The following is a 24,865-nucleotide window of genomic DNA, read 5'->3' on the forward strand; positions in this document are numbered from 1 at the left end:
GAGATAGAGGGCATCAGGGGGCATAATCTAGGTCCCAGGCTATACCGCCTCAGGGTTTGTGGATGCTCACCCTGATGCCAGAGCCTGCTGGTAGCTAATCAACAGGCCCGGAGAGACACAAGGGTTTGTACGAAAAGTCGGCGAGCGAAGGCAAGACAAGGCAAAAATTGGCGAAAAAGCGGACCGGGCTGGCGCTCCAGTTTACGGGGTGTAAATGAGCATTTTGATCGGACTCGCGCCCGAGCCGATTTTTAACGCCGTATTGCCGAGCGCAGGCAGTTTTCGTACAAAGCCTGGCTGTCCGGTGCGATCCGTCGGCTAGGCAAAGGCGCCGGAGCCGACCCGCAAGCGGAATTTCGGCGGCGAAAAATATTGAGACAACAGCTGTACCTTACTTGTACGGCACGATGCCCTGATCTATCCTTGACGGGTGTTCAACGCTCCCTGCTGTCCTGTTGCAACACACCCCTTGAACCGGCCACGTCCTGCGTGGCCGGTTTTTCATGCGTGCGCTGGCTCATCGCGGGGCCTGGGAAAACGAAATAGCGGCTTGCCGGGTAACCCAGGTTAATCCATTGCCTTAGAAGACGGTGTTAGCTTGAGGACGTCGAACCGACGTAACCAACAGGCAGGAAGCCATCATGTTGAATCGCTCACGGAACGTAATCTGTCCCACTTGCCAGGCCACCAATAGTTGGGAGGGTGATCCGGCCCCGGAAGAAGCCCTTCATTGCCAGTATTGCGAGAATTTCATCAGTACCCATCGGCATTACCTCGAAAGCCTGGTCAAGGGCGAGGTGGCACGCGTCATGGCGCGTTACGCCGATCCCGACTCCGCCTATCAATTGTCACTGCTCAAGCAGGTGCTCGCCGACCAGCCCTCGGCGGGCGCGCGCCTCTGATCCTTCGATCCCCCTGTTTATCGCTGTTTCAGGAGCCCGGTCGGGACTGGCCGGGCCCTTGGCGCATCATCGCTTGCTAGCCTGCCTGACTCTCTCCCGTTGCCTGGTCCGTCTGGCCGCAAGGTGGCGCTTCGACCCGGTCGATGACGAAACGGCTCGCGGGAACAATCGGCATTCGCGACCAGTCGATGGTCAGTGTCTGGGCCGGCACCCGGTAGCGCATAGGGTTGAGCAGTCGATCGAGGGCCACTGCCATCAGCGACACGGTAAACCACTCCCCGGGGCAGCGATGGTTGGTGTCATGCTTGCCTTGGGGATCGTCGCCATGGTTCGCACTCCCTGCGAATGAATGTCGGCGTAACGGCCTGGCCTAGTCGAGCCCCACGGCTTGGCGCATCTTGGCATCGATCGCACGTCGGGCATCGTCGAAACCCGACCAGGGATCCTCGCGCAACGAGGCGAGTCGCCGCGGCAGGTTCTTGACGGTGTAGCGGTCGGGTTTCAGCCTGGCGGTGAGCTCGTCCCAGCGAACCGGGACGCAAACCGTGGCGCCTTCGCGGGCGCGTACGGTATAGGAGGCGACGGCGGTGGCGCCGCGCCCGTTGCGCAGGTAGTCGATGAAGATGCGTCCCTCGCGCTGCGCCTTCGACATGTTGGTGGTCAGCCGCTTGGGTTCCGCCTCGGCGTGCCGTTCGGCCAGCGCCCTGGCGAAGGCCTTGGCGTCGTCCCACTCGGCCTCGGGGCTGACCGGAACCACCAGGTGCACCCCCTTGCCACCGGTGACTCGCACGAAGCTCTCGAGGCCCAGCGATGCCAGGCGATCGCGTAGCGAGCGAGCCACCCGAACGATCTCCGGCCACGCCACACCCGGGGCGGGATCGAGATCGAAGACCAGGTTGTCGGGTCTTTCGAGATCGCCGACGCGGCTGCCCCAGGGGTGGATCTCCAGCGCGCCGGCCTGTACCAGAGCGACCAGGTCCGCGGCCGATTCCACATAGAGGTATTCGGCGCGGCCCTTCTTCTCGTCGATATCTACGCGCGGCACGCTGTCGGGAATGGCGACATGAGGATGCTTCTGGAAAAAGCATTCGTTGTCGCGGCCTTCCGGGCAGCGCATCAGGGCGAGCGGGCGCCGGGCGAGATGCGGCATGACCCAGTCCTGAAGCTCTTCGTAGTAGCGCGCCAGGTCGAGCTTGGTCAGGCCCTGTTCCGGATAAAGCACTCGATCGGCGTGAGTCAGGCGTACGCCGAGGACCTGCGCCGTCCGTCCGCTGCGCGACGCGCTGGAACCGGCGGCTCGCTTGCCCCGCGAGGCGGCGGCCTTGCCTGTGCCACCCGCGTCGGAGCGGGACGGCTTGCCGGAGCGCGGCGGCGCTGCCGATCGGTCCTTGTCGGATGCCATGCGGATCTCCTCGGGGTTGCGGTCCTCGCGCAGGCCGCGAAAGGCCGGGTGGCGCAGCAGGCCATCGCGGGTGCGTTCGGCGAATTCGACTTCGATGACCTGCTCGGGGCGTACCCAATGCACGCCGCGGCTGCTGGGCACCGAGCCCGCGAAGGGCGACTGCGAGGTCTCGAGATCGCGCAGCATGGCGCTCAACGTCTCGAGCAGGCGCTTGTTGAAGCCGGTGCCCACGCGGCCGGCGTAGACGAGCCGGTCCTGGTCGTCGAAGGCGCCCATCAGCAGGGCGCCGAAGCCGCTGCGCGAACCGCCGGGCTCGGTGTAGCCGCCGATCACGAACTCCTCGTGGTTGGCGCACTTGACCTTGAGCCACTGCTTGCTGCGTGTGCCCTGGTAATGGCTCGACGCACGCTTGCTGATGATGCCTTCCAGACCGAGCCGGCAGGCGCGTTCATAGAAGACCTCGCCCTGGGCGTCGATGTGGTCTGAATAGCGAATGCGGCTGGCGTTGTCGAATCCGGCGGCTTCCAGCAACCTGGCCAGGACCTGTTTGCGTTCGCTGAGCGCGACGCGGGTCAGATCGTAGCCATCGAGGTGCAGCAGATCGAAGGCCTGATAGGTCAGTTCCCGCGTATTGCCGGCACTCAGGGCCTCCTGAAGGCGCCGGAAACTGCTGGTGCCGTCGCGGTTGAGGGCGACGATCTCGCCGTCCAGCAGTGCCTGCTCGACCGGCAGTTGCTGCATGCGTCGGGCGAATTCGGGAAAGCGATGCGTCCAGTCCTTGTCGTTGCGGGTGATCAGGGTGACCTCGCCGCGATCGAAGCGGACCAGGATGCGATAGCCGTCGAACTTGACCTCGTGGATCCAGTCCTTGCCCCGCGGGACGCGATCGACCAGCGTCGCCAGCTGCGGATTGGCCTCCCTGGGCAGGGCCTGACGTCGCGCCCCGTTCAGCTTCCCTGCGCGCTGGGACGGAGTCGGGGTGTGCTCGCCATCAGCGTTGTCGGTCGCAGCGTGCCCGGCGCGCTCATCGGGTTGGCCGCGCTCGTCGCCTGCCGGTGACCGCCAGGTATTGTCGACGTCCTCGGCGATCTGACGCATGGTGCGGTCGCTGATCACGCTGCGAGCGTCGTCGTCGATTTCCGGCGCCTGGACTTGCGAGTCCACTTCGTCATGGCGCTTGATCATCAGCCAGTTCTTGTCGCTCTTTTGCTTGCCTCCGGTCATTCGGGTCAGCGTCCAGGCGCCGCGCAGCTTTTCGCCGTCGAGGGTGAAGTCGATGCGGTTCCTGTCGCGCTTTCCGGTCGGCTGCCAGCGGCCGTGATCCCACAGCATGACCGTGCCGCCGCCGTAGGAGTCCTGCGGGATGACGCCTTCGAAGTCGCCGTAATCCAGGGGGTGGTCCTCGACCTCGACGGCCAGGCGCTTTTCGCCGGGTTCGAGGCTGGGCCCCTTGGGCAGCGCCCAGCTCCTGAGCACGCCGTCGAGTTCGAGACGCAGGTCGAAATGGTCGTGGCTGGCGGCGTGCTTGTGCATCACGTAGCGTTTGCCGCTCGCCGCATCGGCGCTGTCGTCGCCGGCCGGCTCGCGGGTCCTGCGGAAATCGCGCTTGCGGCGATACTCCTCGAGTTTCGCCATGAGTCTCGTCCTTGATGAGTCGCTAACGAATGAGGTCCTATCTGAGCCTAGTCGACGATTCGGCTGGGGTCTCGGTGAATAAGTCACCCGGCCGTCTCGGTGATGTCCTCCTCCGGTTTCCGGCCGTCGAGCGCCGGCAAGGCGCCGTGGCGCCTGTCGACGAACAGCGAGTTGCCGACTCGCTGCTTGGCCTGGTGCTTGAGTTCACTGAGGCTGTTGGCTATGTCCAGCGCATTGCCGTGAGAGCCGGGCGTGACCGGCTGCAGGGCAAGCGACAGGGTGACGATGGGGAAGAAGGTCTCATGGCCCTGGCGGCTGGCTACCCTCAGGCCGCCCTGACGGCGATGCTCCGGGGTGTAGAATTCCGGCGCCAGGCGCTCGAAGTCGCCAAGGATCGCCTCGCAGACCTGCTGCGCGCCTTCGAGTCCCATCACCAGCATGAAGTCGTCGCCCCCCACATGGCCGACGAAGTCGCTTTCGCTGTCGCTGTGCTCCTGCAATAGCCGCGCCAGGGCGGTGATCACGCGGTCGCCATGGGCATAGCCATAGGCATCGTTGTAGGCCTTGAAATTGTCCATGTCGCAATAGATGGCGGCGAAGGGGCGGCCTTGCACGAGTCGCCGGGTCAGCGTTTCATCGATGAGGACATTGCCTGGCAGGCCGGTCAAGGGATTGGCGTGACGCGCGCTGCGTACCTGAAGCGTGGTGATTTCGCGCAACAGGTCGATGACGTTGCCCATCCCCAGATAGCGTTGCCGGTCATCGACGATCACGAAATCCTGCTGCTCGAAATGCGAGCTTTCGGTGATCTGCTGGCTGAGTGTTTCCAGGGAGGTATCGGCGCGAGTGACCAGCATGTTGGTGTCGAGGATGTCGCCAATGGTACGCCGGGCATACAGCGAATGGCTGAAGGGGTTGGTGAACAGCTGCAGGAAGCCGTGCTGGCGGACGACGCCCACCGGGCGCTGCTCGTCGACCACGGTGAGACAGCGCAGATCCGGCTGTGCCTTGAAGCGTTCGACGACCTTGGGTACCGGCGTATCGAGTTCGATGGGGCTGACCTGGCGGCAGAGCATGGCGGCGCTGCCCTCCGTGTCGTTTTTCGGATTGCGACTGGCTGGCAGCAGGTGTGCGATGGACCCCGGGGGGCTCTCGCTGGGATGACTGAAGTAGAACCCTTGCAGGAAGGGCCAGTTCAGCCCCCACAGGCAACGATACTCGCCGGTGGTTTCAATGCCCTCGGCGATGACCTGACAGCCCAGGCTGAGCGAGACGTTCAGCAGTGACTGCATGAACTGGCGCTTGAGCGGGTCGCAGTCGATATCCTTGACGAAATGCCGATCGACCTTGACGAAGTCCGGGCGCAGCTCGGCCCAGTGGCGCAGGCTGGAATGGCCCGCGCCCAGATCGTCCAGCGCCACCTTGAAGCCCATGCTGCGATAGTGGGCGACGGCCTGTCGCACCAGGTCATAGTCGTGGATCGGGGTGTGTTCCGTCAGCTCGATGACGACACGTTCCGGCGCCATGCCCAGGCTGTCGAGAAACGCCCTGGTCAGGCCTTCACGAAAATCGCGTTCGACCAGGGAGGTTGGCATGACGTTGAGGAACAGCTTTCCGCCCAACGCCAGGTCCATGAAGCGCTGGATGGCCAGTCGGCGGCACAGCAGGTCGAGTTCGACCAGATGCCCGGTGCGGGCCGCCGTGTCGAACAGCGCCAGGGGCGAATGGAGAGCCGTGCCGACGGGGCCGCGTATCAACGCCTCGTAGCCGTAGATGTCACGGCTGCCGGCGTCGATGATGGGCTGAAAGAGTGGCGTCAGCCTTTCTTCGCGCAGGATCGATTCCAATAACAGGGCATCTGGCATGTGAAGTCGGCTCCTGGCGCTGGGTGGATCGCCACGTGGAAGGTGGGTCAGGAAACCGCGACGTCCGCGGAAAGGGAGACCGGACGGGCCGGCTGGCCGGTCGGTGCCGCCGGGGCGGCAGGCCCAGGCTTCGGTGTTGCCGCGGTGAGCGGATCCATGCCGCGTCGGCCGGGTGTGCCGGCGGTGACGAACCGGGCGGCAAAGGCGCGCATTCGTTCGGCTTCGCCCCTGAGGGTCTCGGCGGAGCCCGTCGACTGTTCGACCCGCTGGGCATTGTGCCGGGTCGCCGCCTCCATCTGGCTCATGGCCTGGTTGAGCTGCTCGATGCCATGGTGCTGTTCCCCGGAGGCATGGGCGATTTGCTGAATCAGTTCATTGACCCGGTGCACGGCCTCGACGATGGAACGCATGTTGCCGTTGGCGCGTTCCGACACGGCATTGCCCTGGTCGACGCTGGCCCTGGAGGCATCGATGAGCTCACGGATTTCCCGGGCGGCCGTGGTGCTGCGTGTGGCCAGTGAGCGCACTTCATTGGCGACCACGGCGAACCCCCTGCCGTGCTCGCCGGCGCGGGCGGCCTCCACGGAAGCATTGAGCGCCAGGATATTGGTCTGGAAGGCGATCGTGTCGATCAATCCGACGATTTCGCCGATCCGTGCCGAGCGGGCGTGTATCTCGCCCATGGTGTCGACGAAGCTCGTGACCACGCTCTCGCCTTGCCGGGCTCTGGTGGCGGCATCGCTGGCCAGGCGGCTGGCCTGATGCGCATGCTCGGCGTTGCGCGCCACGTTGGCAGTCAGCTCGTCGATCCCGCTGGCGGTCTGTTCGAGCGAAACGACCTGCTGGCGCGTCCGCGAGGCCAGTTCCTGGTTGCCTTCGCTCATTCCCCGAGCGTTTTCCAGTACGAGATCACTGCTGCCGCGCATGCGAGTGATGGTATCGGCCAGCGATGCCTGCATCCGGTTCAGCTCGCTGTAGAGCTGGCCGATTTCATTGTTTCCGCGGGTTTCGATGGGCCGCGACAGATCGCCTTCGGCGATGCGTCGGAAATGGCCCATGACCTGCTCGAGGGGGCGCAGCACGTTGCTGTTGACCCCCCAGACCACCACGGCGACCCCGGCGAGGGCCGCGCCCAATGCCGCGATCATGACCCAGTTCAACCAAGTGGCCATGGCCTCGAAGCGACTCGACAGGCTGGTACCGCTGGCGGCGGAGGCGGCGGAGAACGCCGCGGCGCTCTCCATGAATGCCTGGCTCATGTCGCTGATGCGCGATTGGCCCGAGTCATAGGCCGACACGTCGCCCTCCTTGAGGCCCATGAGCTGCAGGGACAGGCCGGTGCCGAGCAGCGACTGGAAGCGCGCCTGCAGTGTCTCGATGGCCTCGGTCTGCTCCGGCTGGGCCGGCGTGTCCAGGAATTGCTGAAAGCGGGCGGCGGCATTGGACATCAGTGCTTCGGCCTGTTCGATCACCGGGCCGGGGCGGTCGAACGACGGGCGGCGCAGGAGCTGGGCGGCCCGATCCATTTCCACGCGGGCGCGCAGCATGTCGATATAGGCATGATTGAGCGCCTGGGCCTGTTCGACGTTGATCTGGTTGAGGGTTCCGAAGGCGTCCCGGCTATGATGATTCGAGTACAGCCCGAGTATGCCGACGCCCAGGATGGTCACGGTGAAGGCGAACAGCACCAGCGACCAGCTGAGCTTGATGGTCATGCGATCGAGTAGCCTCATGTCGATACCTGTCCTTTATCTAATGCCTGCCTGATGAGCGGTTTGGTATCGACGATAGCGAGCTCTCGTTACATTTTGGTAACGTTACAAAGCGGCTTTTCGGAAAAAATGTTCAAGCGTTATATTGCGGAATCCGGCGGCCAGGTCCCGTGCATTGCCAGCATGGCGCAGCATCTGTCTTCGACAAGCGAAGCTGTAGCCGAGTGGGGCATTCAAGGTGTGACGTGACACAGAGAGGTCAGGCATCGGGGAGGAGGGATGAATATCCAGTTGAAACGCATCTTCGAGACGGCCTCTCGGGAGGATGGTTACCGTGTACTCGTCGATGGCATGTGGCCGAGGGGTATCGCCAAGCGTGATGCGGCCCTTGACGAGTGGCGCAAGGACTTGGCGCCATCCAGGGAACTTCGCCAATGGTTCGGGCACGATAGGCAGCGGTGGGCGGAGTTCCGCAAGGCCTACCATTCGGAGCTGGACGAGGCCGATCGCGAGACGCTGGCGAATCTTCGCCAGCACGCGTCCCAGGAAGGATTGACGTTGCTGTTTGCGGCACGGGACGTGGAGTGCAATAACGCCGTGGCCCTCAAAGAGTACCTGGAGAAGCGTTGATGCAAGACGAAGAACGTTTGACCCTCGCCACTCGGGTGCGCGAAGCCTGTATCGAAGCGGCATTGGTTGGTTACGACGATGCGGCGATTGCCGGCCTGTGCGAGGACGGCGCCATCGAAGCGGCCATCGGCGCCATCCAGAAGCTGGACTTGCAGAGCGTCATCGATAGCCCTGAACCCGGCAAGACATGACTCGGCTGGTACGGAGTGATGTGCCATCGGCATTCCTCCTTCAGCCTCAGTAAAAGTGGCCGAAATGGCGGGTCGGCACAGCGCTCACAGGTGCAGTGCTTCTGGTGCGCCGGGGACATCTCGGCACCGGCTGCGGACGCGGTGGAGTTATTGCGCCTCGATAACAGATGCTGCGACGCGGGCCGGCCGGCAAAAGCCCCGGCACCAAAGGTGCCGGGGCTACGAACTTCCTGCGTTGACGCTTACCCGTGCCGCCTGCGATTCCGGCCAGGGGGGTGCTCATGATGCTCGATGCGCACTTCCTTGCGGATTGGGCGCCGCTGCTTCTCGCTCATGGCATAGACCAGGGATAACAGTGCCACTGTGGCCACGCTCACGGTCAGTACTTCGATGATTTCCATGCGCTCGTCCTCCAGTAAATGGATGGGCGACCCCCGGGACGCTCGCTGTCCCTCCAGAAGGCGTGCCTGTCGAATGAGGGTGGCAGTTATCTCGTTGGCCGACAAATGCTTTGACACCCATCAGGCGGCCGAGTTCGGCGGCTGCCTCGGGCACCTCCATGCCCTCGCTGCCGGGCATCTCGGCGTAGGTGGACATGGCCTCGAACTCGCCGTCGAAGATCAGGCAGGTGGAAATCTGCATGGCGGGTCTCCAGAGGGACTGATGCAGGCATCACTCTCCTTCGTCGATTCGCCGGGGGGCGATTTCGACGCATTCGCGCATTTTCTTTCAGCCGATGCAGCCGAGCGCATGCGGGGCGAGGCCGGGCTGTTCGTCGATATCGGTCGGCGGCGTCGCTGACGGCATCGAGCCTGGTCAGGTCGTTATCGAGTCACTGCGCCGCTCTGCCTGCGCCGCGGCACGTACCGCGCCGGGAGATTGCCCCGTGCTGCGCTTGAAGGCACGGCTGAAGGCGGCCTGTGAGCCGTAGCCCAGGCGCAGAGCGACGGTCTCGATCGGCATCCGGTCACGGCCGATCCACTGCGTGGCCAGGCGCATCCGTAATTCGGTCACGTAGCGATGCGGGGTCATGCCGGTGACCGCCAGGAAGCGCTCGGCGAAGACCGAACGCGAGCTGCTCATCTCCGCGGCGAGCTCGGCTACCGTCCAGTGGCGGCCCGGGTCGCGATGCAGGGCGCTGATGACGCGTCCCAGCCGCGGGTCGCGCAGGGCCTCGACCCAGCCGGTTGCATCGCCACAGCCGCACTCTACCCAGCCGCGTACGATATAGGCCGAGATCACATCGGCGAGCCGTGCCAGGATGCCGGCGAATCCTGCGCGCTCCGTTCGCGCCTCGCGTTCCATTGCCTCGAGCATGGGCAGGATTTCGGGATGTCGCTCGAGCAGCGTGCCGACCCGCATCACTTCCGGCATCAGCGCCACGAGAGGATGCATGCCGCCGAGGTCGAACTCCAGGCAGGCGCTGAAGATCACGGTGCGGGTCGTCGGGCAGCTTTCCTCGGGGCATGCCTTGATCGAGGTGATCGCCTCGCAGAGGGTGGCGTTCTCGTAGTCGACGATGTCACGGCTGGGCTGATCCGGTGCCGAGAGCAGCTCGTGTTCGCCACCACGCGGCAGCAGCAGGGCGTCGCCCGTCTCCAGGGTGTGCAGCGCCCCGCCCGGGCTGTTCAGGAACACGCAGCCCTGGGCGATGAAGTGGAATTGCGCCCAGCCCTCTACGCTGCCGAAGCGCAGGCCATAAGGTGGCGTTACCTGAATGCGGCGGTAGCGGATGCCGCGCAGCCGCATGCCCAGCAACAGTTCGCTGACCCGGTCATCAGGAAGCGGGGCGGGTGACGCGTGAGTCGATTCGGACGAATGATCAATCATTCGAGAGTATCTAGCATATATCGTCCGAAGTGTCCCGTTTATTCTGCATCGCAACAACTCGATGACTGAGGACATGCAGATGAGCGAATTGGCACAACGGACCGAGCCTGCCTGGGCGGCGGTGATCTCGGTAACGCTTGGCGTCTTCGGGCTGGTCACGGCGGAATTCCTGCCGGCCAGCCTGCTGACGCCGATGGCCTCGGACCTGGGCATCACGGAAGGCATGGCGGGCCAGGCGGTCACGGTCACCGCGGCCATCGCCCTGATGACGAGCTTGTTGATCACGGCGGTGATGCGAGGGATCGATCGGCGCCTCGTGCTGCTGGCCTTCTCGGCGCTGCTGGTCGTTTCCAACCTCATGGTTGCGCTGGCGCCCAGCCTGACGGTGCTGCTGACAGGGCGGGTGTTGCTCGGTGTGGCGCTGGGCGGGTTCTGGACCATGTCGGTCGCGACGATCATGCGTCTCGTACCCGAAGAGCGGGTTCCACGGGCACTGTCGATCATGTTCAGCGGCGTTTCCGTGGCGACCATCGCCGCGGCGCCCATGGGCAGCTACTTTGGCGATCTCATCGGCTGGCGCAACGTCTTCCTGGCGGCGTCACTGCTGGGTCTGTTGGCCTTTGCGACGCAATACGCGACTCTGCCACGCATGGCGCCCAGCGGCGTGACGCGCCTGCGCACGCTGTTCGATGTGCTGATACGTCCGCGAGTCGGCCTCGGCATGCTTGCGGCGGGGCTGGTCTTCACCGGTCACTTCGCCTTCTTCACCTATATTCGTCCCTTCCTCGAAACCGTGACCGGCGTCGGGGTGAGTGGCATCGCCACCATTCTGCTCGGCTTCGGGGTAGCCAACTTCGTGGGCAATCTCCTGGCAGGCACCTTGATCGAGCGCAGCCTGCGCCTGACGCTGGTCGTGGCGCCGCTGCTGATGGGCACGCTGGCGCTGAGCCTGGCCAGCCAGGGTGGCGTGGCCGTTCTCGATGGCGCCCTGGTCGCCCTCTGGGGGCTGGCCTTCGGCGCCATTCCGGTGGCCTGGTCCACCTGGCTCTCGCGGACGGTGCCGGACGAGGCAGAGAGCGCAGGCGGATTGCTGGTGGCGGCCATTCAGCTCGCTATCGCCACCGGCGCGGCCGCGGGTGGCCTGATCGTCGACGTCAGCGGCGTCACCTGGGTCTTCATTGCCAGCGGGGGCATTCTGCTCCTGGCCTCACTGGTGATCGTGTCAGGCGTACAGACGCGGGTGGCGGCCGCAGCCTGATCTCCCGGCGTCGGCCGATGAGCGCTTCCTGGCCGCCATCGGGCAATCGGCAAGGGCCCGCTGCCTTCCGGCGCGGGCCCGCGTGCTTTCAAGCCGTTCAGCAGACTGCCGTCTCGAGGCTTTTCGCCAGTTCGCCCGTCAGCTCCTCGATGCGCCGCTCGGCCCGGCCCAGCGAGGCCCGAAGGCGCTGATCGGCGAACTCGTCGTACTCCACGGCGATGGCGTACACGTCGTCGATGCCCAGATAGCCGAAAACGGTACGCAGGTGGGGCTCGACATGGTTGGCATGGGCCATGCGTTCGCCCGCCGCGTAGCCGTAATCGCCGCGAGCGCCGAGAATGACCAGACGCTTGCGCATGTCGCTCAGCATGGGCCAGTAGGGCAGGCCGGGGCGCGAGCGATCGAAGCCGAAGGTGCGACCGACGCGGACGATATTGTCGATATAGGCCTTGAAGCCGGCGGGTACGCCGAAGTTGTACATCGGCACGCCGGCGACGATTATATCCGCCGCCAGCAGTTCATCGACCAGGGCGTCGCTCGCGGCGAGCGTTTCATGCATCCAGGGCTCGCGCTGCGCCGGCTTGGTGAAGGCGGCATGAATCCATTCGCCGGTGACCGGGCTCGGCGGGTGCCGGCCGACATCGCGATAGACGATACGATCGTCGGGGCGGGCGGTCTGCCATCGTTCCACGAAGCGCGCGGTCAGGCGCCGGGTATGTGAGCCATGCGGCTGATCGCCGGAGCGGCCGGGACGGGAACTGGCGTCGATATGCAGTAGGGTGGCCATGGCTTATCCTCAAGTACAGTTCAAGTGTGTGTGAGCACTACGAAGCATCAGGCCTTGAACGACAGGCGGCAAACGAGCATTTCTCGTCGGATAGGCAAGATGAACTAACTCATGGAGCGGCCATGGACCGTCGTCGGCTACCACTTTCCCAGTTGCGCGCCTTCGAGGCGGCCGCCAGGCATCACAGCTTCAAGCGCGCCGCCGAGGAACTGGCGGTGACGCCGGCGGCGATCAGCCATCAGGTGCGCGAACTGGAGGCTCTGCTGGGGTCGCCGCTATTCGAGCGACGTACACGTCGGGTCGTGCCCACCGCCGCGGCGGAAACCCTCTACCCCGTGCTGCGCCAAGGCTTCGACGCCTTCGCCGAAGCGCTCGATGCGTTGCGGGAAGGGGCGCGTCCAGCCAGCGTGACACTCTCCTGCACGCCGGCCTTCGCCAGCCAGTGGCTGCTGCCCCGGCTGGCCGACTTCCATGCCGGTCACCCCGATATCGACCTGCGCATCCACGCCAGCGAAGCCACGCTCGATCTTTCCCACGGGGCATGCCTGGCGGTCCGTTATGGCATGGGACCCTATCCGGGCTGCGAGGCCGTGGAACTGGCGCGCGATAGCTTCTCGCTGGTCGCCAGTCCGCGCCTGGATCTGGCGCGGGTCGAGGATCTCAAGGCGGTGCGCCATATCGTCTTCGACTGGTACTGCCCCTCGCTTGGATTGCCCACCTGGCCCCAGTGGTGCCAGGCCGCCGGCTGCTCGCCGACCGACCTGGGCCCCAGCCTGAGCTTCTCGGACGAGAGTCATGCGGTGCAGGCCGCCATCGCCGGCCAGGGGGTGGCCCTGCTGAGCCGGACGCTGGTACAGGCGGAACTCGAACGCGGCGTGCTGCACGTGCCATTGGGTCCAAGGTTACCGGGGCTCCGCTACCATCTGCTGATGAGCCACGCACGGACCGATCAGGCCGAACTCCAGCGAGTCGCGGCATGGCTGAAGGCGGCCTTTGCACGTGCGAACGAAGCGGATACGACCCCGTAACGCCCCGGGATCGGCGGGCCGAGACCGTCGCTTGCCGGCCATGTCCGGGCTGGGCATCGTAAAGGCCCCGGCCAGCTAGCGTCTTCAGCGTCCGTTGGGCTTTCCCTGCCGGCCGCCCAAGCGCTGCGGCGAAATCTCGTGCGAAGGCTGAAAATTGAAAACAATAAGGATTATCGTTAGCATCGGTAGCCGTTTTGTGTTGCCTGCCGGCTATCGACCCACCCTACCAAGCATAACTCAGGGACACCCAAGCCAATGCCGCACCCCAGGATCACCCCTATCCGATTGATCCCATTCATGCTGTGCTCAGTTCCGCCCGTGGCAGTTCATGCGCAAGTGACCGAAGCGGAAGATGAAAGGCAGCTTTCCCCCGGCGGCGGGGGCCTGGAGCCCGTGATCGTCACCGCCATTCGCAACAGGCGCAGCGTCGACGATCCCGAGCTGGCGTTCGATGGCTACACCCTGGTCGATGCCTTGCTGGGCTATCGGTTACCCGTTGGGTGGTTGAGACTCGGCATCATGAACCTGATGGACGAGGATTATCTAACCTCGCAAGCTGCCCGGGTGAGCGACGGATATGACTTCAAGGGGCAGGGACGCGCTTACCCCCTCGGTTACCAAGTCGACTTTTGAGCGAGCCAATGCCAGTCGATCGGCTGCGCCTGTCGCGGCGGCGCCTGCTCGGCGCCCTGGTGACGCTTGGCCTGGCGCCGGAGGCTACGCTTGCGGCCCGGACACGTCCCCCGCGCGTGGTCACGCTGTTCCAGGGGGCCACCGATACGGCGGTGGCGCTCGGAGTCACGCCGGCCGGCGTCGTGGAGTCATGGCAGGACGGGCCGGTCTATCCCTATCTGCGTGTCGCGCTGGGGGGGGTGCCGATCGTCGGGCTGGAGACTCAGCCGAGCCTCGAGGACATTGCGCTGCTCGCGCCCGACGTGATCGTGGCCTCGCGCTTTCGCCACCAGAAGATCATGCCGCTGCTCTCGAAGCTCGCGTCGGTGGTCATGCTGGAGGAGATCTATCGATTCCGCGCCACCCTGGCCGTGATGGCCAGGGCGCTTGGGCGCGAAAGGCAGGCGGAACTGCTTGGAGCCCAGTATCTGGCCCGGATCACCGCGGTGAGGGCCCGCCTGGCGGCGCACTTCGGCCCGCGCTGGCCGGTGAGCGTCTCGTTGATCGACATTCGCGCCGATCAGGTGCGCAGTTATCTGCCGGACAGTTTCGCCGGGCGGGTACTCAGCGATCTCGGCTTCGCCTGGAACGAGACGGCGCGGACCCGTTCGGGGCTGATGCTCAAGCTGGGCGGGGTCGAGAGCCTGCCGGCGCTGGATGCCGAGGTGTTCTTCGTCATGCGTCACAGCGCCAGCCCGGTGGTTGCCGAACACGAGCGGCGACTGATGACGCACCCGCTGTGGCAACGGATGGCGGCGCCGCGAGCCGGGCAGGTGGTGGCAGTGGATGCGGTGGCCTGGAGCCTGTCCGGCGGCATTCTCGGTGTTTTCAGCCTGCTCGATGAGATCGATGCCTGGCTGGATGGTCCGGGGGAGGCGCGATGAAGTGGCTCATCGGCTTAACGCTGCTGTTGATCGCGAGCATGCTGGTGAGCCTGATGGCCGGCGCGCATTGGCTGGGCCCGCAAGCGGTATGGCAGGCCCTGGTCGCGCCGTCTCCGCTGGCCGTCGATGACCTGCTGATTCGTACGACGCGCCTGCCGCGCACGTTGGTGGCGGTGGTGGTCGGTGCGAGTCTGGCCGTGGCCGGTGGACTGATGCAGACTCTGACCCGCAACCCGCTGGCGTCGCCGGGACTGCTGGGTATCAACGCCGGGGCGATGTTCGTCGTGGTGCTGCTGGTCTCGCTCTACTCCCAGGCGGCTCTGTGGGCCTGGTACGGCGGCGCCTTCCTCGGCGCGGCCGTGGCGGCACTGCTGGTATGGGCGATTGCGATGCGCGGGCGCGTCCCGAGCGGACCGTTGCGCCTGGTACTGGCAGGCGCCGCATTGACCGCGCTGTTCACCGCATTCAGCCAGGCGCTGCTGGTGATCGATCAGCAAGGGCTCGACACGGTGCTGTTCTGGCTTGCCGGCTCGGTCGCCGGGCGACCGTTCGCGCAGTTGGTTCCGCTGATGGGCGTGGCCCTGGTGGCCTTGCTGGCTTGCCGGCCGCTGGCGCGCAGCATGAACGCACTCGCCGCGGGCGAGTCGATGGCGCGCGGCCTCGGGGTGCAGGTCTACCGCGTTCAGGCCGGATTGGTGGCGCTGGTGGTGGCCTTGGCGGGAGCGGCGGTGGCGATGGCGGGTAACATCGCTTTCGTGGGGCTGATCGTGCCGCATATCGCCCGCCGTCTGCTGCCGGCCGATCATCGGCTCTGGTTGCCAGGCTGCGCGTTACTGGGCGCGATCCTGCTCGTGGTGGCCGACGTGATTGGACGCAGCGTGATCCAGCCCCGCGAGATACCGGTCGGGGTGATGACCGCGCTGATCGGCGCGCCGCTGTTCATCGCGTTGCTGCGTCGTCAGGGGAGGTCGCATGACTGAACGCACATTGCGCCTGCCGGGGTTTTCGCGGCGGCTCGAACTCAGGCCGTGGCGACGTGTGGCGATACTGACAGCGGTCCTGCTGCTGATCGTCGTGGGGTCGATGGCGACAGGCAAGGTCATGCTCGGTCCCGGCGCCCTCGTCGCTGCGTTGGCTGGACCCGACACGCCTTACGGGCTCATCGTGCTGGAGTTGCGACTGCCACGGGTAACGTTGGCGGCGCTGGTCGGCGGGGCGCTCGGGCTTGCCGGTTGGCTGCTGCAGCAGGTGATGCGCAATCCGCTGGCCTCGCCGGACATCATCGGCGTGACCAGCGGGGCCAGCGCGGCGGCGGTCGGTTACCTGGCCTGGCTGGCGGTGCCGCTCGGCATGCGGGGGCTGCCGGTGGCGGCCATGGCCGGCGCGGTGGGGGCGGCGCTCTCGATCTATCTGCTGGCCTGGTCACGCGGTGTCACGCCACTGCGGCTGGTGCTGACAGGCATCGGTATGGCAACCCTGCTGGGCGCAGTGACCCTCTTCATACTGGCCTTCAGCCCGCTGACGACCACGCTTTCGGCCTATGTATGGCTGACAGGCAGCGTCTACGGGGCCAACTGGAACGCCGTCGGCGGCTTGGCGCTGTGGTGCGCGCTGCTGGCGGCACCGCTTGTCGTGATGATGCGCTCCGTGGTCCTGGCCCCGCTCGACGATACGCTCGCGACCGGGCTGGGAGTCAGGGTACAGCGCAATCGTGCGACGATCCTGGCACTGGCGGCGGCGCTGGCCGGCGTGGCGATCGCCTGGGGCGGGGCCTTTGCCTTCGTCGGGCTGGTCGCGCCGCATCTGGCGCGGCGTCTGTCGCCGCCACCCGGCGCCGCCCAGGCGGTGCTGGCGGTGCTTTTCGGCAGTTGCCTGGTGATGCTCGCCGATCTCGTCGCGCGCACGCTGTTTCTTCCCCTGGACCTGCCGGCGGGCATCTTCGTCGCGGTGCTCGGCGCGCCGTTCTTTCTTGGCCTTCTGGTTCGCGAGGTGCGCTAGCGCTTATGGCAACGGTAACGGCCCACGCCCTGACGCTGGGTTATCAGCGTCGACGGATTCTCGATCGGCTCGATCTCGGCCTGCCTGAAGGACGGATCTCGGTCCTGGTCGGCAGCAACGGCTGCGGCAAGAGCACTTTGCTCAAGGCGCTTGCCCGGTTGCTCGCGCCGTGGTCCGGACGGGTGTGTCTCAACGGCGACGATATACACCACCTGCAGACGCGGCAGGTGGCGCGGCAGCTCTCGCTGCTGCCGCAACAGCCCGTCGCGCCGGAGGGCATCACGGTGCGACAACTGGTCAGTCTCGGGCGCCACCCCCATCAAAGCTGGTTCGAGCAGTGGTCGGAGGAGGACGAACGCCAGGTCGAGCGTTCGCTCGAGCGTACCGGCCTGGTGGAGCTCGCCGACCGGGTGGTCGATACGCTCTCCGGCGGCCAGCGCCAGAGGGCCTGGATTGCGCTCGCGGTGGCTCAGGATACGCCGCTGATGCTGCTCGACGAACCGATCTCCTTTCTGGACCTGACCCATCAGATGGAGGTGCTGGACCTGCTGCGGGCGTTGAACCGCGAGGAGGGCAAGACCATCGTGATGGTGCTGCACGACCTGAACCTGGCCGGCCGCTATGGCGATCACATCGTCGCGGTGAAAGAGGGGCGCGTACACGCCCAGGGCACTCCCGGCGAGGTCATCACCCGCGAGCGGGTCCATGAGGTGTTTGACCTGACCTGTCGTGTCATTACCGATCCCTTCTTCAATACGCCACTGTGCATCCCGTTCGGCAAGCAGGGGGCGTGACGGCAATCACTCGGACTTCAGGCCCGCGGCTCGGAGGCGCCCTCTCAGGCGCTCCACCTCCTCGAACAGGTCGGCGACCAAGGCGGCCAGTTCCGGTTCGGCATCGAAGTCGAATTCCATCTGACGCAGGCGTCGGGCCCGGGTCAGGTCGGGGCTGGTGAAGCGCCATCGAGAGGCGTAGCGCGTGCCGTTGCCGAGCATGCCACTTTTGACCCGTTCCACTACCCAGTGCCGCTTGACGGAGCAGGCTCGTGCGAACTCTTCCAGCGTCAGGCTGGCCTCGTCGAGTACCTCGCCTTTGATTGCGTTATATTCAACCATTGGTTCACCTCGTCTGGCGCGGGTTGAACGGCATGTCACGCGCCATGCTTTCGTAGAGCTTTCGTGCCTGGTCAGTATTGGCCGGTGGAAGCACTACCTCCAGCACGAAATAGAGATTGCCGGGCTCGGCACCGGGCAGGCCGCGCCCCTTCAGGCGCAGTTTGCGCCCACCCTGTGAGCCCTTGGGAACCTTCAGAAGGACCTGGCCAGCGGGCGTGGGTACATCGATGGTAGTGCCGAGGGCCGCCTCCCAGGGGGCGACCGGCAAGGTTGCGAAGACATCCCGGCCTTCCACACGGTAGTCGGGGTTCGGCTTAAAATGTACTTCCAGGTAGAGGTCGCCGGGCTCGCCTCCGCCGACACCGGGCTGCCCCTGACCCGCCAGGCGTATATGCTGGCCTTCCGTGATGCCTTCTGGAATGTGCACCTTGAGGGTGTGCTCCCGCAGCGTGACATGCCCCTGGGGATCGGCTTGCGGCACATGCAACGTCACGCTGCGTGTCGCGCCGTGGTAGGCATCGTCCAGGTCGATGAAGATCCTGGCGTGGCGATCGCCGCCGCGCATCTGGTAGGCGCGGTGGGTACGTGAGCGTGCCCGGCCGGCATGGCCGAACAGATTGGCGAAGAAGTCGCTGAATTCGCCGAGGTCGGCATCCTCGAAACCGCCGCCCGAGAACTCGAAGCCCGCATCCCAATCCGGCGGTGGCCGAAAATCCTCCCCCCCGTGATAGCGTTCGCCAAGCTGATCGTAGGCGGCCCGTTTCTCGGGATCGGTGAGCACCGCCTTGGCCTCGTTGATTTCCTGCATGCGCAGGGCGGCATCGGGTTCCTTGCTGATATCGGGATGGTACTTGCGTGCCAGCTTGCGGTAGGCCTTCTTGATGTCGGGGATGGCCGCGTCCCTGTCGACCCCCAATGTCTGATAGTAGTCCTTGAATTCCATGGAATCGTTCCATTCTCGGTCAGAACTGCATGGTCGACATATATCCGTTGCCTCGTCAGATTTCGCTTGCCTATCGGTGAGGAAGCTGTTGTTGTTTTAACGTGCCTGACCTCGCTTGCCTTTGACCGGCATCAACAAACGCGTGCCTACCTCCAACAGGCTAGCGTTACAGTGGGCGGATGGTGAACGCTGCCTTTGCGCTACGAAGGTTATCATGCCGTCAGGCCTAGACATGTCGCGGGAGGAGGTCGAGCGTTACCTTATTCCGGGGGCAGGCGTTTCGAGAAAGGCGCGAAGACCACTCGCGAGCAACTCAGCCGAGTTCATACGACGGGTTACCTGGAAACCATGCGTCAGATGCGTGGCCAGAAGGCCTGGCTGGATGTCGACATGATCATCGTTTCGCCCGGCAGTATAGATGCAGCGGAAGTGGCGGCCGGTACCGTCGTGGCAACAGTCGCGCACGCCCGGTCTCGTGCTGGAGGGCGGCTATAACCTGCTAGCGCCAATAGCGGCGTTGAGGCAAGTTTCGCCGGTTGCTGGACCGGTTCACCAGCAATGGGGAACATTGGGTACCTTTTAACAAACTATTGTGGCGTCGCCCGTAAATGGTGGTATGAACCAATCCTTCCTTCCTGAGTATATCGTGGAATTACTGTGAGCTGCATTCAGTCAGGAAGCCATCTGGTTTTGAAATAATCAAACCTCCTTGTTGTATAGTTGTTGTAGAGGGTTTGGTGAGTTTTTGTACTGTTTTAATGTGTAAAGTTAAGTTAATTTCGAAGGCAGGTCTTGTTGCTCCCCTGTTTGTTGTTTCATACTGATAATGCTAATATAATAGCTAATTTCAATAGAATGTCTTGTGGTGAAAATAGCTCAGCTTTCCAACCATGCTTAGGTATGGTAGGGCGCCATCCGAAGCGAGAAAGTGGCGGGGGTTGTCATGTGGACGAAACATGCGTTGTCGCCTCAACGGTCAAATCAGGCCTCGGGTACTGGTTTGCCTGACTTTCCACAATCCGAATCGATCCGGCGGATTTCTCGGGCTCTTCCAGCCCTGCGGAAAAAGCAAGTTCTTGTCAGGCAAGGCGAAGCCTTTCATGGTTTATATGTCGTTCGTTGTGGCATGTTGAAACAGAGCCACTGGGACAAGGACAGCAATGAGCAGATCACCCATTTTCATTTCCCAGGTGATGTCGTCGGGTTGGATGCAATCATTGACAGGCGCTATCAGGGTAGAGTCGTCGCACTGGATACCGTGGGGGTAGTGCTACTCTCATTTTCAAAAATCGAGGAATTTCCTGGAACATGTGATAACCAGCTGCATCTGATCGGTTACCTGAGCCGGGCCGTACAGCGTGAGCAAAGCCGGCTGCGTGACCTGTTGAGCCAGCCGACTGATTTGCGCTTGGCTCGTTTCTTTCTGAGTGTATCGCGTAATTTTCAGGCCCAGGGATATTCTCCTTATCGATTCAGGTTGCCTATGACGCGATACGAGATCGCCAATTACTTGAGCATGGCATTCGAAACAACCAGTCGTCTAATGAGCAGGTTCTTGCAGATGGGGGTTATGTCGACCAAGGGTCATGAGTACTGTATAAAGGATCTTCATGCCTTGGAGAAAATAGCTGAGTCTGGAGAGTAAGAAGCAGGTGAATAAAGTATATCAAGTGTTGTTGAAGTGGGTTGATGAGCTTTGCATTTGGCATGACCTTCGTCAAAAACTCCACGGCTTAATTCGCTTAGACTGATAGAGCGTGACACAAAAAGCTTTTGATGCTGATGTCTCGTCGCTGTATGCGAGTCACCATGCAGTCTAAAAGCTAAACACATACTTGCTTTTAAAGGGGTTGGATATGCCCATTCACCGCATTGATGGAAGAAGTCAGTCAAGCTTTAGGGACATTTATGCAACGGACGCTTCAGAAAAAAGCCTGCCTAAGTTCCGGATGCCTGAGGGGCGTACCGAGCCGCATGCCGCCTATTCGCTGGTGCACGACGAACTTTTACTGGATGGCAATGCTCGCCAAAACCTTGCAACATTCTGCACAACCTGGGTGGAGGATGAAGTCAAGCAGTTGATGGTGGATGCCGTCGACAAAAACATGATCGACAAGGATGAGTATCCACAAACCGCAGAAATTGAAAACCGCTGCGTACACATTATCGCCAATTTATGGCATGCCCAGAAGTCGTGGGATTCGGTGGGTTGTTCCACGACGGGCTCAAGTGAAGCGGCAATGCTGGGTGGCCTTGCATTCAAGTGGAAATGGCGCAAGTGTCGGGAGGCTGAAGGCAAGGACGCGAGCAAGCCCAACATAGTAACCGGGCCCGTACAGATTTGTTGGAAAAAGTTTGCCCGGTATTTCGATGTCGAGCTCAGGGAGGTTCCACTTGAAGGCAATGCGCTTGGCCTGCAACCTCAGGACCTACGCAAATACTGCGACGAAAATACGATAGGTGTCGTTGCCACTCTCGGGGTCACATTCACGGGTATATATGAACCTGTTGAGGCTTTGGCGAATGAGCTGGATGCGATTGAGCGCGATTTAGGGCTGGATATACCGATCCATGTCGATGCTGCATCCGGTGGGTTTATTGCGCCATTCATTCAGCATGATCTGGTATGGGATTTCCAGATCGAGCGGGTTCGGTCGATCAATGCCTCAGGACACAAATACGGTTTGGCTCCCCTGGGAGTCGGCTGGGTTATCTGGGCCTCAAAGGAAGACCTGCCTGAAGAACTGATTTTCTACGTTGACTATCTCGGCGGTAACATGCCGACCTTCGCGCTTAATTTTTCTCGCCCGGGGGGTGAGATAATCGCTCAATACTATAACTTCCTGCGACTCGGTCGTGCAGGCTATACGGCCATTCAGCAAGCCTGTGCCGATACAGCACAGTGGTTGGGAGATGAACTGGCCAAGATTGGGCCATTCGAAATGGTCTATGATGGACGCGGCGGCCTGCCCGCGATTGCTTACAAGCTGACTGACGCGGACCATGGTTTCACCCTCTACGATCTGTCGGAGCGAGTTCGGATGCGTGGATGGCAGATCGCGTCCTATCCTCTGCCTTCAAATCGCCAGGAAACCGTCGTTCAACGTATACTCATTCGCCACGGCGTCAGCCGTGACCTGGCGCGCCTTCTTCTCGATGACATTAAACGTGCGATTGATCACCTGTCAATGAATCCGGTGCCGAATTCAACCGCGAAACCGGGATTCCACCATGGCTGATCTGAGAAAAATTTTCAGAGTATTCGATAACCTTACGGCCCGCATTATTCGTTATGCCTTGTTTTTCGTCTCCGGAACAGCCATGGCACAAAGTGATGGTGCCTCCGGAGGTGGGCGTGTGATTGGGCAGGTTTTCGATAGAATGGAGCCAGTGGCGGAGGCCGGGATTCACGGTTTTTTTCAGCTATTGGGAAACCAGCCTATTGCGTTCATCCTTCTCGCGCTTACCCTTGGGACGTTGCTCGGAAAGTTCAGTTTCAAGGGTATTTCTCTCGGCTCTACTGCAGGCTCGTTGCTTGTGGGGGTCGTGATCTCGATGATCGCCGAGGCAACTTACGGGATAACTTATTCCATTCCTGGGATTCTATCCTCGTTCATGCTCTTACTCTTCATGTATGCCCTCGGCCTGAAGGTTGGGCCACAATTCTTTTCGGGGCTGCGCAAGGGAGGGCTAGCCTTTATCGGGATAGGTGTTATCGTCTGGGCTCTGAATTGGATAATTTGCTATGTGGGTGCGTATTGGGTGGGGCTGGCCCCAGGGTATGCAACCGGGCTTATTTCTGGAAGTTATACTATCACGGCGATTCTCGGTGTCGGTCAAGGGGCATTGGCGAGTGGCGCTTATACTCCGCCCGCTGGCATGACTATCGAGGAGGTCGGGGCCAACATGGCTGCGGCCTACGCCATCAGCTATGTGCTATCGAGTATCGGCATTATTCTGTTGATCCGCTATCTGCCACGTATTTTCGGCCGTAATGCCAAAGCGGATGCCAAAATTGCCGAGGCTGATTACAGGGGCGATGCCACACATCCAGTACCGGGTGCCCCGGGGGCGTTGACAATGGGGTTCTCGCCCTATGACTTACGCGCTTTCGCCGTGACTCACGATAGTTTTGTGGGTCGCACCCTGTCGCAGTTGGCTAACGATTTCCCCCAGGTTCCGATTTTGCGAGTGGTGCGAAATGGAACGGTACTAAAACTTACGGACGATCCTATTCTTGCCATGGGTGACATCGTGACCGTACGCGCAAATGTTCACGACCTGATTCTCAACGAAGGCGAGTTGATCGGGCCAGAATCTGACGATCCGTTCGCTCGAAATGTGCCTCTGGAGGTTGCGGATGTTCATGTTGGTTCTCACTCGATCTCCGGCAAGACGCTTGAGGAGCTTGCTAGCCATGGGACGGGAGGGGTTGAAGTGCAAGCTCTTTTTCGAGGCGGTAACGAACTTCCTCTGGGCCCTAAAAGCATTGTAGCTTTTGGTGATGTGCTGCGTCTGACGGGGCCTGACGCTGCACTCAAAGCGGCTGCGAAGCAGCTGGGAGGCCACGCGATACTGCCGACAATGAAATCCGAAGTGCTTTATCTGGCGTTGGCAATGCTGGTGGGGTATATGGTCGGCATCATTACTGTGACCATATCTGGGATACCTTTTTCGCTAGGAACTTCGGCAGGTTGCATCCTCGCAGGCGTAGGCGTCAGCTACTTTCGAAGCCGGAATCCTGAATTTGGCGGACCAGTGCATGAGGGCGCGCGCAGCTTCCTCCAGGACTTCGGACTGAATGCGTTTGTTGTAGTTCTCTCGGCAAATGTCGGCCCAAAAGTAATATCGGCTTTGGGGGGCGATACAATCCTGTGGCTGGCGTTGATTGGGACCATTGGCGCATTACTGCCCCCGTTTGTTGCCTTCTGGGTAGGGGTAAAGCTCTTCGGTCTCAACTCGATCATCGCTGATGGTGCCACTACCGGGGGACGAAACAGTACCCCGGGTCTGAACGCGATTATTGAAGAGTCGGGAAGTTCGGTGGCGGCAGTTCCCTATCCGGTCAGTTACGCTCTTACGACCGTACTGGCTCTAATCGGCGGTTATCTCTCGATGATTCTATCGTGATGATGCTACTCACGAGTTATCCTCTCGTTCGCAACCTGGCGACTTCCCAGCCGGGAGGCGGACAGCTCGATGATTTCTTCCGTGATCTCTTCCTGACGCAGGCGTCTGAATTCGGCCTGCAGTTCGTCGCGTCGCTGCTCGATATTGCCCTGGGTGGCCATCATGGCCTGCATGCGGGCTTCGTTTTCCGCGGCAAACGACAGCATCAGGGCCTCGTGAAGTTCCGCGTAGATGTATTCTTCCGCCAGGTTGGCAATCAGTCGAGCGGGGGGCAGCGTGATACGGGGTGGCCGGAAATGGGAGGCCACCGGGAAGCGCGAATAGTCGAACGGCAATAGAACCCGACTGACGATGGATTGGGCCTGGGTCCCGCCCGGCACACCATGCACGAGCGTCACGCGGGTGGCAGCGGCTGCGTCGAGTTGGACATAGAGCGCATCGGCAATACGACCGGCGAGCGATGGCATCTCATCCGGGTGAACTGCCATGGAGTCCGACCAGTCCGGCGTCCTTGCCTGCTCCGCGGCGAGTGACAGGCCGCGCTCGCCCACCACGAACAGGCTATCGTTCGAGGACTCCTGCGCATCCAGCGCGGCCGCCAGGACGCGCTCGCTGAAGTTGCCGGCGAAGCCCTGCTCGGCACACAGGACGATGCGCAGATGCCGCTGGGCCCTGGTCGGAGGCCCGTCCGGTCGCGCCGCGACATCGACCAGCGCCAAGGCCTCGCCAATGGCCGTGCCGATGATATCGGCATAGGCGCGAATGCCCGCCAGGTGTTGCTGAGCCTCGCGCGAACGTGCCGCGGCGATCCCGCGCATGGCGGTGACCACCAGATTCAGCTCGCGGGTCGTGTCGAGATGGGTGGTGACCTCGTTCAAGCGGC

Annotated in this window: 24 protein-coding genes; 14 read left to right on the forward strand and 10 right to left on the reverse strand. The window is 62.7% G+C overall.

What is annotated here, in order from left to right; translation table 11 throughout:
* Window positions 1-641 precede the first annotated feature (641 nt).
* Complete coding sequence (locus tag HR9077_RS05260; protein ID WP_136065869.1) at window positions 642-902, forward strand: hypothetical protein; 261 nt, start codon at window positions 642-644, stop codon at window positions 900-902.
* Between the two features lie 76 nt (window positions 903-978).
* Here HR9077_RS05260 and HR9077_RS05265 read toward each other — a convergent pair whose 3' ends face one another.
* The 4 genes from HR9077_RS05265 to HR9077_RS05280 all read right to left on the reverse strand — a co-directional run bounded on the left by HR9077_RS05265 (window position 979) and on the right by HR9077_RS05280 (window position 7,537).
* Window positions 979-1,167, reverse strand: coding sequence for a hypothetical protein (locus HR9077_RS05265; RefSeq protein WP_136065871.1), 189 nt, complete (start codon window positions 1,165-1,167; stop codon window positions 979-981).
* Window positions 1,168-1,272: 105 nt separating this feature from the next.
* Complete coding sequence (ligD, locus tag HR9077_RS05270; protein ID WP_136065873.1) at window positions 1,273-3,939, reverse strand: DNA ligase D; 2,667 nt, start codon at window positions 3,937-3,939, stop codon at window positions 1,273-1,275.
* A gap of 83 nt (window positions 3,940-4,022) precedes the next feature.
* Window positions 4,023-5,804, reverse strand: coding sequence for a bifunctional diguanylate cyclase/phosphodiesterase (locus HR9077_RS05275; RefSeq protein WP_136065875.1), 1,782 nt, complete (start codon window positions 5,802-5,804; stop codon window positions 4,023-4,025).
* Window positions 5,805-5,851: 47 nt separating this feature from the next.
* Window positions 5,852-7,537: a methyl-accepting chemotaxis protein gene (locus HR9077_RS05280; RefSeq protein WP_136065877.1), complete on the reverse strand. Its 1,686-nt coding sequence runs from the start codon at window positions 7,535-7,537 to the stop codon at window positions 5,852-5,854.
* Between the two features lie 258 nt (window positions 7,538-7,795).
* Between HR9077_RS05280 and HR9077_RS05285 the strand changes: the two genes are divergently transcribed.
* Complete coding sequence (locus tag HR9077_RS05285; RefSeq protein WP_136065879.1) at window positions 7,796-8,146, forward strand: DUF488 domain-containing protein; 351 nt, start codon at window positions 7,796-7,798, stop codon at window positions 8,144-8,146.
* A complete protein-coding gene (locus HR9077_RS05290) occupies window positions 8,146-8,337 on the forward strand; it encodes an acetyltransferase (protein ID WP_136065881.1) in 192 nt (63 codons plus the stop codon). The genes HR9077_RS05285 and HR9077_RS05290 overlap by 1 nt, the downstream gene beginning before the upstream one ends.
* 242 nt (window positions 8,338-8,579) lie before the next feature.
* Here the strand turns inward: HR9077_RS05290 and HR9077_RS21865 are convergent, their stop codons facing one another.
* Window positions 8,580-8,738: a hypothetical protein gene (locus tag HR9077_RS21865; protein WP_168380895.1), complete on the reverse strand. Its 159-nt coding sequence runs from the start codon at window positions 8,736-8,738 to the stop codon at window positions 8,580-8,582.
* Window positions 8,739-9,000: 262 nt separating this feature from the next.
* Here HR9077_RS21865 and HR9077_RS21870 point away from each other — a divergent pair, with 262 nt between their 5' ends.
* Entirely contained in the window at window positions 9,001-9,138 is a 138-nt protein-coding gene (locus HR9077_RS21870; RefSeq protein WP_168380896.1) for a hypothetical protein, read from the forward strand.
* A gap of 15 nt (window positions 9,139-9,153) precedes the next feature.
* Here HR9077_RS21870 and HR9077_RS05300 read toward each other — a convergent pair whose 3' ends face one another.
* The gene (locus tag HR9077_RS05300) at window positions 9,154-10,167 is read right to left on the reverse strand and encodes an AraC family transcriptional regulator (protein WP_136065885.1); all 1,014 of its coding nucleotides are present in this window, start codon (window positions 10,165-10,167) and stop codon (window positions 9,154-9,156) included.
* 79 nt (window positions 10,168-10,246) lie between these two features.
* Here HR9077_RS05300 and HR9077_RS05305 point away from each other — a divergent pair, with 79 nt between their 5' ends.
* Window positions 10,247-11,425, forward strand: a complete 1,179-nt coding sequence (locus HR9077_RS05305) for an MFS transporter (RefSeq protein WP_136065887.1) — start codon at window positions 10,247-10,249, stop codon at window positions 11,423-11,425.
* A 97-nt stretch (window positions 11,426-11,522) separates the two neighbouring features.
* On the opposite strand, the gene HR9077_RS05310 is transcribed toward HR9077_RS05305, so the two are convergent.
* A complete protein-coding gene (locus HR9077_RS05310; protein ID WP_136065889.1) occupies window positions 11,523-12,212 on the reverse strand; it encodes an FMN-dependent NADH-azoreductase in 690 nt (229 codons plus the stop codon).
* Window positions 12,213-12,334: 122 nt separating this feature from the next.
* Between HR9077_RS05310 and HR9077_RS05315 the strand changes: the two genes are divergently transcribed.
* The 6 genes from HR9077_RS05315 (at window position 12,335) to HR9077_RS05340 (ending at window position 17,588) form a co-directional block, all read left to right on the forward strand.
* The gene (locus HR9077_RS05315; RefSeq protein ID WP_136065891.1) at window positions 12,335-13,240 is read left to right on the forward strand and encodes a LysR substrate-binding domain-containing protein; all 906 of its coding nucleotides are present in this window, start codon (window positions 12,335-12,337) and stop codon (window positions 13,238-13,240) included.
* Window positions 13,241-13,495: 255 nt separating this feature from the next.
* Complete coding sequence (locus HR9077_RS22380) at window positions 13,496-13,873, forward strand: TonB-dependent receptor (RefSeq protein ID WP_136065893.1); 378 nt, start codon at window positions 13,496-13,498, stop codon at window positions 13,871-13,873.
* 8 nt (window positions 13,874-13,881) lie between these two features.
* Window positions 13,882-14,796, forward strand: coding sequence for an ABC transporter substrate-binding protein (locus HR9077_RS05325; RefSeq protein WP_136065895.1), 915 nt, complete (start codon window positions 13,882-13,884; stop codon window positions 14,794-14,796).
* Window positions 14,793-15,776 carry a FecCD family ABC transporter permease gene (locus tag HR9077_RS05330; RefSeq protein WP_136065896.1) on the forward strand — a complete coding sequence of 328 codons (984 nt, stop codon included), beginning with the start codon at window positions 14,793-14,795 and terminating at the stop codon, window positions 15,774-15,776. Before HR9077_RS05325 ends, HR9077_RS05330 begins: the two co-directional genes overlap by 4 nt.
* Entirely contained in the window at window positions 15,769-16,794 is a 1,026-nt protein-coding gene (locus HR9077_RS05335) for a FecCD family ABC transporter permease (RefSeq protein WP_136065898.1), read from the forward strand. The genes HR9077_RS05330 and HR9077_RS05335 overlap by 8 nt, the downstream gene beginning before the upstream one ends.
* Window positions 16,795-16,799: 5 nt before the next feature.
* Window positions 16,800-17,588 (forward strand): ABC transporter ATP-binding protein, encoded by a 789-nt coding sequence (locus HR9077_RS05340; protein WP_136065900.1) that lies wholly within the window; start codon window positions 16,800-16,802, stop codon window positions 17,586-17,588.
* A gap of 6 nt (window positions 17,589-17,594) precedes the next feature.
* Here the strand turns inward: HR9077_RS05340 and HR9077_RS05345 are convergent, their stop codons facing one another.
* Entirely contained in the window at window positions 17,595-17,909 is a 315-nt protein-coding gene (locus HR9077_RS05345) for a chaperone modulator CbpM (protein ID WP_136065902.1), read from the reverse strand.
* A 4-nt stretch (window positions 17,910-17,913) separates the two neighbouring features.
* Window positions 17,914-18,852 (reverse strand): DnaJ C-terminal domain-containing protein, encoded by a 939-nt coding sequence (locus tag HR9077_RS05350; RefSeq protein ID WP_136065904.1) that lies wholly within the window; start codon window positions 18,850-18,852, stop codon window positions 17,914-17,916.
* Window positions 18,853-19,795: 943 nt separating this feature from the next.
* Here HR9077_RS05350 and HR9077_RS05355 point away from each other — a divergent pair.
* From HR9077_RS05355 to HR9077_RS05365, 3 genes are all read left to right on the forward strand, one after another.
* Entirely contained in the window at window positions 19,796-20,497 is a 702-nt protein-coding gene (locus tag HR9077_RS05355) for a helix-turn-helix domain-containing protein (RefSeq protein ID WP_136065906.1), read from the forward strand.
* A gap of 211 nt (window positions 20,498-20,708) precedes the next feature.
* Entirely contained in the window at window positions 20,709-22,091 is a 1,383-nt protein-coding gene (locus HR9077_RS05360; RefSeq protein WP_136065908.1) for a glutamate decarboxylase, read from the forward strand.
* Window positions 22,084-23,982 carry an aspartate:alanine exchanger family transporter gene (locus HR9077_RS05365; protein ID WP_136065910.1) on the forward strand — a complete coding sequence of 633 codons (1,899 nt, stop codon included), beginning with the start codon at window positions 22,084-22,086 and terminating at the stop codon, window positions 23,980-23,982. The genes HR9077_RS05360 and HR9077_RS05365 overlap by 8 nt, the downstream gene beginning before the upstream one ends.
* A gap of 5 nt (window positions 23,983-23,987) precedes the next feature.
* On the opposite strand, the gene HR9077_RS05370 is transcribed toward HR9077_RS05365, so the two are convergent.
* Window positions 23,988-24,860, reverse strand: coding sequence for a F0F1 ATP synthase subunit gamma (locus HR9077_RS05370; RefSeq protein WP_210725864.1), 873 nt, complete (start codon window positions 24,858-24,860; stop codon window positions 23,988-23,990).
* Between the last annotated feature and the right edge of the window lie 5 nt (window positions 24,861-24,865).

Source organism: Modicisalibacter radicis (genome assembly GCF_900961225.1).
GTDB lineage: Bacteria > Pseudomonadota > Gammaproteobacteria > Pseudomonadales > Halomonadaceae > Modicisalibacter.